This window comes from Sphingomonas sp. UYP23 (assembly GCF_054059235.1).
In genome coordinates this window covers 2,198,067-2,205,000 of record NZ_JBSSBX010000001.1, presented here as the reverse complement: position 1 = coordinate 2,205,000, position 6,934 = coordinate 2,198,067, and the positions used below count along the sequence as shown (strand labels likewise).

Genomic DNA, 6,934 nt, shown 5'->3' with positions numbered 1-6,934 from the left:
CGGGCAATTCGGGATCGCGGGCGTGCAATACGCCGAACAGGTCGATCCCCGACATGCCCGGCATCCGCACGTCGGTGATGACGACGCCGGGATAGTCCGCACCGATCACCGCGAGCGCGCTCGCCGCATCGGCAAAGGCGCGCACGCTGAACCCTTCGAGGCTGAGCAGCTGCGTCGTCGCGGCGCGCAGATCGTCATCGTCGTCGATCAGCGCGACCTCGCGCGGCGGGCGGGTCTCGGTCATGCGCGCCGCATCCCGATCTCGAAGCGCGCCCCGCCCCCACCCCCGCCCTCGCCCTCGCCCGGGAGCAATCGCAGCGTTCCGCCGAGTTCGACCATGATGTCGTGCGCGATCACCAGCCCGAGCCCCAACCCTTGTGGCCGCGACGTCACGAACGGGGTGAACAGCCGCGCCGCGATCTCGGGCGAAACCCCCGGGCCGGTATCGGCCACGACGAGCCGGACATGCGACGCATCGCTCGTCAGGCTGAGGCCGATCCGCCGGGTGTCGGACGCGGCGATCGCCTCGACCGCATTCTGCATCAGGATGACGAGCACCTGCTCGAGCCGCACCTTGCCGCCGATCACCGCCAGACGCGGATCGAGCGTCGGCAGGTCGAGCGCGACCCCGCGCAGCTGTTGCCTGAGGATGAGCAGCGCGCCGTCGATCACCTCGGCGATGTCGACCGGCCGCACCTCCCCGGTCTGGCGGCGCGCGAAGCCGCGCAGCTGCGCGGTGACCGCGCCGATCCGTTCCGCCAGCCCACCGATCTTGACGAAATTCTCGCGCGCATCGGCCAGCGCGCCGCGATCGAGCAAGGTCGCGCCTGAGGCGGCATAGGTGCGGATCGCGGCGACCGGCTGCGCGGTCTCATGCGCGACGCTCGCGGTGATCTGGCCAAGCGCGGCGAGCCGATTGGCCTGACGCAGCGCCTCGCGCAATTCGGCGGCACGGGCTTCGCTTTCGGCACGCTCGTCCATCTCGCGCCGCAGATCGGCGGTTTGGCGGGCGACCGCGCGCTCGAGCTCCTCGGTCCGACGTCGTGACAGCGTGACGCGCTGGCGCCAGGCCCAGGCGAGCGCCGCGAGTGCGATCGTGGCGAGCGCGGCGCTGACCGAGGCGGCCCGCCGCGCCGATGTCACCGCAGCATCGATCGGCTCGAGCAGGAGCAATTGCCAGCCGGGCTGCGCGGTGACCGCGGTGCGCGCGAGGAAGGTCGCACCAAGCCCGACAAAGCGCGCCTCGCCATCGCGCGGCGCGACGGGCAAGGGGGCGAGCGCGGTTGCACCGACACGCGCAGCGCCGCGGAACTGCGCTTCGTCGCGCGCCGCGAGCGGCCGCGTCGCGGCGAAGCGCCAGGCCGGGCGGCTGGTGACCAGCACGATGCCGAGCGGGTTGCGCACCAGCGTGATCCCGCCGGCGCCGGCCCAGACGCGTTCGATCCGGTCGAAGTCGAGCTTGATGACGATCACGCCGCGGTTGGCCACCCGCCGCGCGAGGTAGAGTCCGGGGTGGCGCGAGACCGTCCCCAGCGCATATTGGCTCGCCTCGCCGTGCGCGAGCGCGTCGCGGAAATAGGCGCGGAAGCGGTAATCGGCGCCGACGAAGCTTTGCGGCGATCGCCAGTTGCTCGCGGACAGCGTGACGCCGTCGGGCCCGATCACATAGATGACGGGGGCGCCGGTGACGCGCGACAGCGCTTCGAGCTTGATGTCGAGCGCGCGGCGCGCCGCCGGATCGCCACCGATCGCGGCGATCACGTCGCGATCGTCGGCGAGCGTCAGCGGGAGCAGGCGGAAGCGGGCAAGCTCGCCGTTGAGCAAGGCCGCGCGCAGCCGCGCATCGCTTTCGACCTGGAGGTGCAGCGCCGCGACGACGCGCTGCTCGGCGACGCGCCCGGCGATCCACGCGGCCGCGATTGCCAGGATCGCCACGACGATCACCCAGCGCAGCCCGAGCGACCGCCGCGCCGCGCTCAGCGTTTCGCGCGCCGTCATCCGTACGCGCGGCGGCGGACGCGCCAGGCGGGAGGCAGCAGGGCTCGAAACACGGTGCAGGTCATGGTCGATCGATCTGCCATAGCAACCGGACGATGGGACAAGAGCATCGACACGCCTCGGTTGGGTGCGCGTCGGCCGCAATGTGCAACTTTCGGCACAACGGCGCCAGCCTCTGTCCCGAATATGGCATATCGATCCGGGACGCGCGACCGCGGCTCTACCGGAAAATGCCGCATTCCTAGTCTTTTGCACGAAAATGGCGAATTGTGCGCGGCCCGCATTCGCCGCTGCGGCACACTCGCTGCCTGTTCAAACGCCCGTCAGAGGCGCTCCCCCCTGGATGAGGACGAGAAGGCCGTGATCCCGATTTCGCAAAACCCCGCCGCCGAAATACCGGCCGCCCCCCGCCGCCCCTGGTATCGCCACACCTATGCGCAGGTGCTGATCGCGATCGTCGCGGGTGTGCTGCTCGGGCATTTTTATCCGGCGACGGGCGAATCGCTCCAGCCGCTTGCCGATGCCTTCATCAAGCTGGTCAAGATGATCATCGCGCCGGTGATCTTCCTGACGATCGTCACCGGGATCGCCGGCATGCGCGATCTCGGCTCGGTCGGGCGCGTCGTCGGCAAGGCGTTCGCCTATTTCTTCTTCTTCTCGACGCTCGCGCTGATCATCGGGTTGATCGTCGCCAATGTCGTCCGGCCCGGCGCCGGGCTCAACATCGATCCGAGCACGCTCGATACGACCAAGGTCGCCGAATATGCCAGCAAGGCGCATGCGACAACGCTGGTCGGCTTCCTCACCGGCATCATCCCCAACACCTTCCTGTCGGCGCTGACCGAGGGCAACATCCTGCAGACGCTGTTCGTCGCGGTGCTGTTCGGCATCGGCCTGGCGATGATCGGCGATCGCGGGACGAAGCTGCTCGGCGCGCTCGAGGATATTTCGGTCGCGGTGTTCAAGGTCGTCGCGATCGTGATGAAGGCCGCGCCGATCGGCGCGTTCGGCGCGATGGCGTTCACCATCGGCAAATATGGCGCGGGCACGCTCGCCAATCTCGCGATGCTCGTCGGCACCTTCTATGCGACGTCGTTGCTGTTCGTCATCGTCGTACTCGGGCTCGTCGCGCGCTGGGCAGGGTTCTCGATCTTCACGCTGATCGGCTATCTCAAGGACGAGCTGCTGCTCGTGCTCGGCACCTCGAGTTCGGAAAGCGCGCTGCCGAGCCTGATCGAGAAGATGGAACGTGCCGGTTGCCCCAAATCGGTGGTCGGGCTGGTCGTGCCGACCGGCTATTCGTTCAACCTCGACGGCACCAACATCTATATGACGCTGGCGGCGTTGTTCATCGCGCAGGCGTGCAACGTCGATCTGTCGCTCGGCCAGCAATTGCTGCTGCTCGGCGTGGCGATGCTGTCGTCGAAGGGCGCGGCGGGGGTGACCGGCGCGGGCTTCATCACGCTGGCCGCAACGCTCTCGATCGTGCCGAGCGTGCCGATCGCCGGGATGGCGCTGATCCTCGGGGTCGATCGCTTCATGAGCGAGTGCCGCAGTCTCACCAACTTCATCGGCAATGCAGTCGCGACCGTCGTGGTGTCGCGCTGGGAGGGCAAGCTCGACATGGAGCAGTTCCGCAGCGCGATCGCGGGGCGCAGCGTGCGTGTCGACGAAATGGCGGCCGACGCCGTGCCGGCCGAATAACATGGGCAAGCTGAACCCGACGCGCGCGCTGCGCGCCACCACCCCGCTTGCGCTGCTGCTCGCCGCCCCCGCACTGGCGCAGGAGACCGGAGCGCCCGCCGCCAGCCCCGCTGCGACCGAATATCCCGCCGCAGCGGCGGGCGATGGCGCCACCACCAACGGCTACAATCTGTCACGCTGGGCCGAGGATTGGCGTGTGCTGCGCGACCCCGCCAAGCGCAACGATCCGATCGACCGGCTCAAATTCATCCCGCTCGACAGCGACGGCGACATCTATCTGACGCTCTCGGGCGAGGCGCGGCTGCGGATGAACCTCACCACCAATCCCAATCTGCGCAACACGCCGCACCAGCGGCAGGACATCCGCCGGATCACCGCGGGCGCCGATCTGCATGTCGGGCCGCATCTGCGCTTCTACGGCGAGGTCGCGCATGGCGGGATCAGCGGGCGCGAACTCGGTGCACCCGCCGCCACGCTGCGCAATGCGCTGACGCTGCAGCAATATTTCGCCGAAGCGACCGTCGATGTCGGCGGCGTCGCGCTTGGCGCGCGCTATGGCCGGCAGGAATTCACCGACGGCCCCAATCTGCTCGTCTCGCAGCGCGACAACAACACGATCCGCTACACGCTCAACGGCGTCCGCGCCTGGGCACGCACTGGCCGCTTCCGCGTCGACGTGTTCGATCTCAAGCCGACCGCGTACGGCGATCTCGGCATCGACGACGATGTCAGCGATCCGGCACGGCGCTTCTCGGGGGTGACGCTTGGCATCGTCGTGCCGAAGCACTGGTTCGGCGGCTCGAAACTCTATGTCGATCCGTTCCTGTGGCGGCGGCGCAATTCGGTCGGCACGTGGGGCGGGCGGATCGGCGCGGGGCGGCGCTTCTACGGCGGCGCGCATGTCTGGGGCGATGCCGGACCGGTGACGATCGACTGGACGCTCAACCATCAATGGGGCAATTTCATAGAGCAGCGGATCGACGCCTGGCACGGCCTGTTCGCGCAGAGCTATCGCCTCGGCAAGACTGGCACCGCGCCGCGCATCGGCTTCCATGCCGACTATGCGAGCGGCGGCGGCGGCTATGGCGGGCGTACGCTGCGCAACGCCTATGCGCCGTTCGGCAACAACATCTATTACAGTTACCAATTGTCGCTGACGCCGTCGAACCTGGTCGCGGTCGCGCCGACGGTCAGCTTCACGCCGATCAAGACGGTGCGCGTCAGCGCCGAATATCAGCTGACCTGGCGCGACGACGCGCGCGACGCGGTGTACCGCGCCAACGGCCAGCCCTTTGCCGGAACGCAGAACGTCGCCGACCGCAAGATCGGCGATGTCACCCGCGTGCAGGCGGTCTGGGCGATCGCGTCGCGGCTGTCGTTCACCGGGCGCTACGAACATCTCGCCGCCGGACCGTCGCTGACCAAGGCCGGCTATCACAGCTCGGACTTCATCGCCGGCTGGCTGAGTTTCCGCTTCTGACGCGCCGCTCCCCGGCGGCGCGCCGACCAACCCGAAGGAATGACCGTGTCGATTGCACCCAAGCCCCCCGAAGCCGCCACCGCCCGCGAGACCAAGGGCGTCACGCGCCGCGCGGTGCTCGGCTCGGCGATCGCGGGCGGCAGCGTCGCGATGCTGCCGCTCACATCGGCCGAGGCGGCACCGCCCGAGCGCTCGGTCGACGTCCTGGTAATCGGCGGCGGGATCATGAGCGCGACGCTCGCGGTGTTGCTGCGCGAGCTCGAACCGAACTGGACGATCGAGATGGTTGAACGGCTCGACACCGTCGCCGATGAAAGCTCGAACGGCTGGAACAACGCCGGCACCGGCCATTCCGCTTTGTGCGAACTCAACTACACGCCGGTCAACACCGCCGACGGCCGCGTCGAGATCGCCAAGGCGATCGAGATCAACGAGCAGTTCCAGGTAACGCGCCAGTTCCTCAGCCATCAGGTCAAGACCGGCATCCTCTCCAAACCCCGCGCCTTCATCAATTCGACGCCGCACATGAACCTAGTGTGGGGCGATGCCAACGTCGCCTTCCTGCGAAAGCGCTACGAAGCGCTCGGCGCGAGCCCGCTCTTCTCGGGGATGGAATTCAGCACCGACTTCGCCGAGATCTCGCGCTGGGTGCCGCTGATGATGCAGGGCCGCGACCGCGCGACCAAGCTCGCCGCGACGCGCTCGCCGCTCGGGACCGATTGCGATTGGGGCGAGGTGACGCGGCAATATATCGGATCGCTCGTCCAGCAGCCCGGCTTCACGCTCAAGGCGGGCCAGGAGGTTCGCGACCTAGAGCGCAATCCCGACGGAACCTGGCGCGTTACCTATCGCGCGACCAAAGGCGATGCCAAGCAGGTCGTCAACGCGCGCTTCGTGTTTGCGGGCGCGGGCGGCGGCGCGCTGCCGATCCTCCAGAAATCGGGCATCCCCGAAGCCGACGACTATGCCGGCTTCCCGGTCGGTGGATCGTTCCTCGTCACCGAAAACCCCGCGATCGCCAAGCGCCACGGCGCCAAGGTCTACGGCAAGGCCGCGGTCGGATCCCCACCGATGTCGGTGCCGCATCTCGATACGCGCTATCTCGGCGGCAAGCAGGCGCTGCTGTTCGGCCCGTTTGCGACCTTCTCGACCAAGTTCCTCAAGCAGGGCTCGTATTTCGATCTCCCCGCCTCGGTCACGCTCGACAATTTCCGGCCGATGATCGCGGTCGGCTGGGACGATTTCGCGCTGGTCGAATATCTCGCGGGGCAGCTGATCATGACCGACGCCGATCGAATGAAGGCGCTGCGCGAATATTTCCCTGACGCGGTCGAGGGCGACTGGAAGCTGTGGCAGGCGGGGCAGCGCGTCCAGATCATCAAGCGCGACCCCAAGAAGGGCGGCGTGCTCAAGCTCGGGACCGAGATCGTCGCGTCGAAGGACGGGTCGATCGCGGCGCTGCTCGGCGCGTCGCCCGGCGCCTCGACCGCGCCGTCGATCATGCTCGATCTGCTCAAGAAGGTGTTCGGCGCGCGGCTCGCGACGCCTGCCTGGCAGGCCAAGATCCGCGCGATCGTGCCGACCTATGGGATTGCGCTCAACGCCAATCCCGATCTGCTGGCGGCGCATTGGGCGGCGACTGCCGAGACGCTCGAGCTCGCCACCCCCTCGCCCGCGGTTCAGGTCGCAACGACCCCGCGCCCCGCAGCGACGCGCGTCAAGGTCGATCGCCACCCCGATCTGGCGCTGTAA

The 6,934-nt window shown here is 68.3% G+C and carries 5 protein-coding genes (1 of these 5 running past the window's edge); 3 read left to right on the top strand and 2 right to left on the bottom strand.

Annotated elements, in window-relative coordinates; genetic code table 11:
- Positions 1–244, bottom strand: the 5' portion of a protein-coding gene (locus ACVWYO_RS10850; RefSeq protein WP_457350680.1) for a sigma-54-dependent transcriptional regulator. Its footprint begins 1,049 nt before the window's first position; the window shows 244 of its 1,293 coding nt (coding positions 1–244); its start codon is at positions 242–244; the stop codon falls past the left edge of the window.
- Complete coding sequence (locus ACVWYO_RS10845; RefSeq protein ID WP_457350678.1) at positions 241–1,998, bottom strand: sensor histidine kinase; 1,758 nt, start codon at positions 1,996–1,998, stop codon at positions 241–243. Before ACVWYO_RS10845 ends, ACVWYO_RS10850 begins: the two co-directional genes overlap by 4 nt.
- A 363-nt stretch (positions 1,999–2,361) precedes the next feature.
- Here ACVWYO_RS10845 and ACVWYO_RS10840 point away from each other — a divergent pair, with 363 nt between their 5' ends.
- From ACVWYO_RS10840 to mqo, 3 genes are read left to right on the top strand one after another with little or no spacing between them, the layout of a single operon-like run.
- Positions 2,362–3,702, top strand: a complete 1,341-nt coding sequence (locus tag ACVWYO_RS10840) for a dicarboxylate/amino acid:cation symporter (RefSeq protein ID WP_457354955.1) — start codon at positions 2,362–2,364, stop codon at positions 3,700–3,702.
- A 1-nt stretch (position 3,703) separates the two neighbouring features.
- Positions 3,704–5,182 (top strand): alginate export family protein, encoded by a 1,479-nt coding sequence (locus ACVWYO_RS10835; protein WP_457350676.1) that lies wholly within the window; start codon positions 3,704–3,706, stop codon positions 5,180–5,182.
- Between the two features lie 45 nt (positions 5,183–5,227).
- Positions 5,228–6,934, top strand: a complete 1,707-nt coding sequence (gene mqo / locus ACVWYO_RS10830; RefSeq protein WP_457350674.1) for a malate dehydrogenase (quinone) — start codon at positions 5,228–5,230, stop codon at positions 6,932–6,934.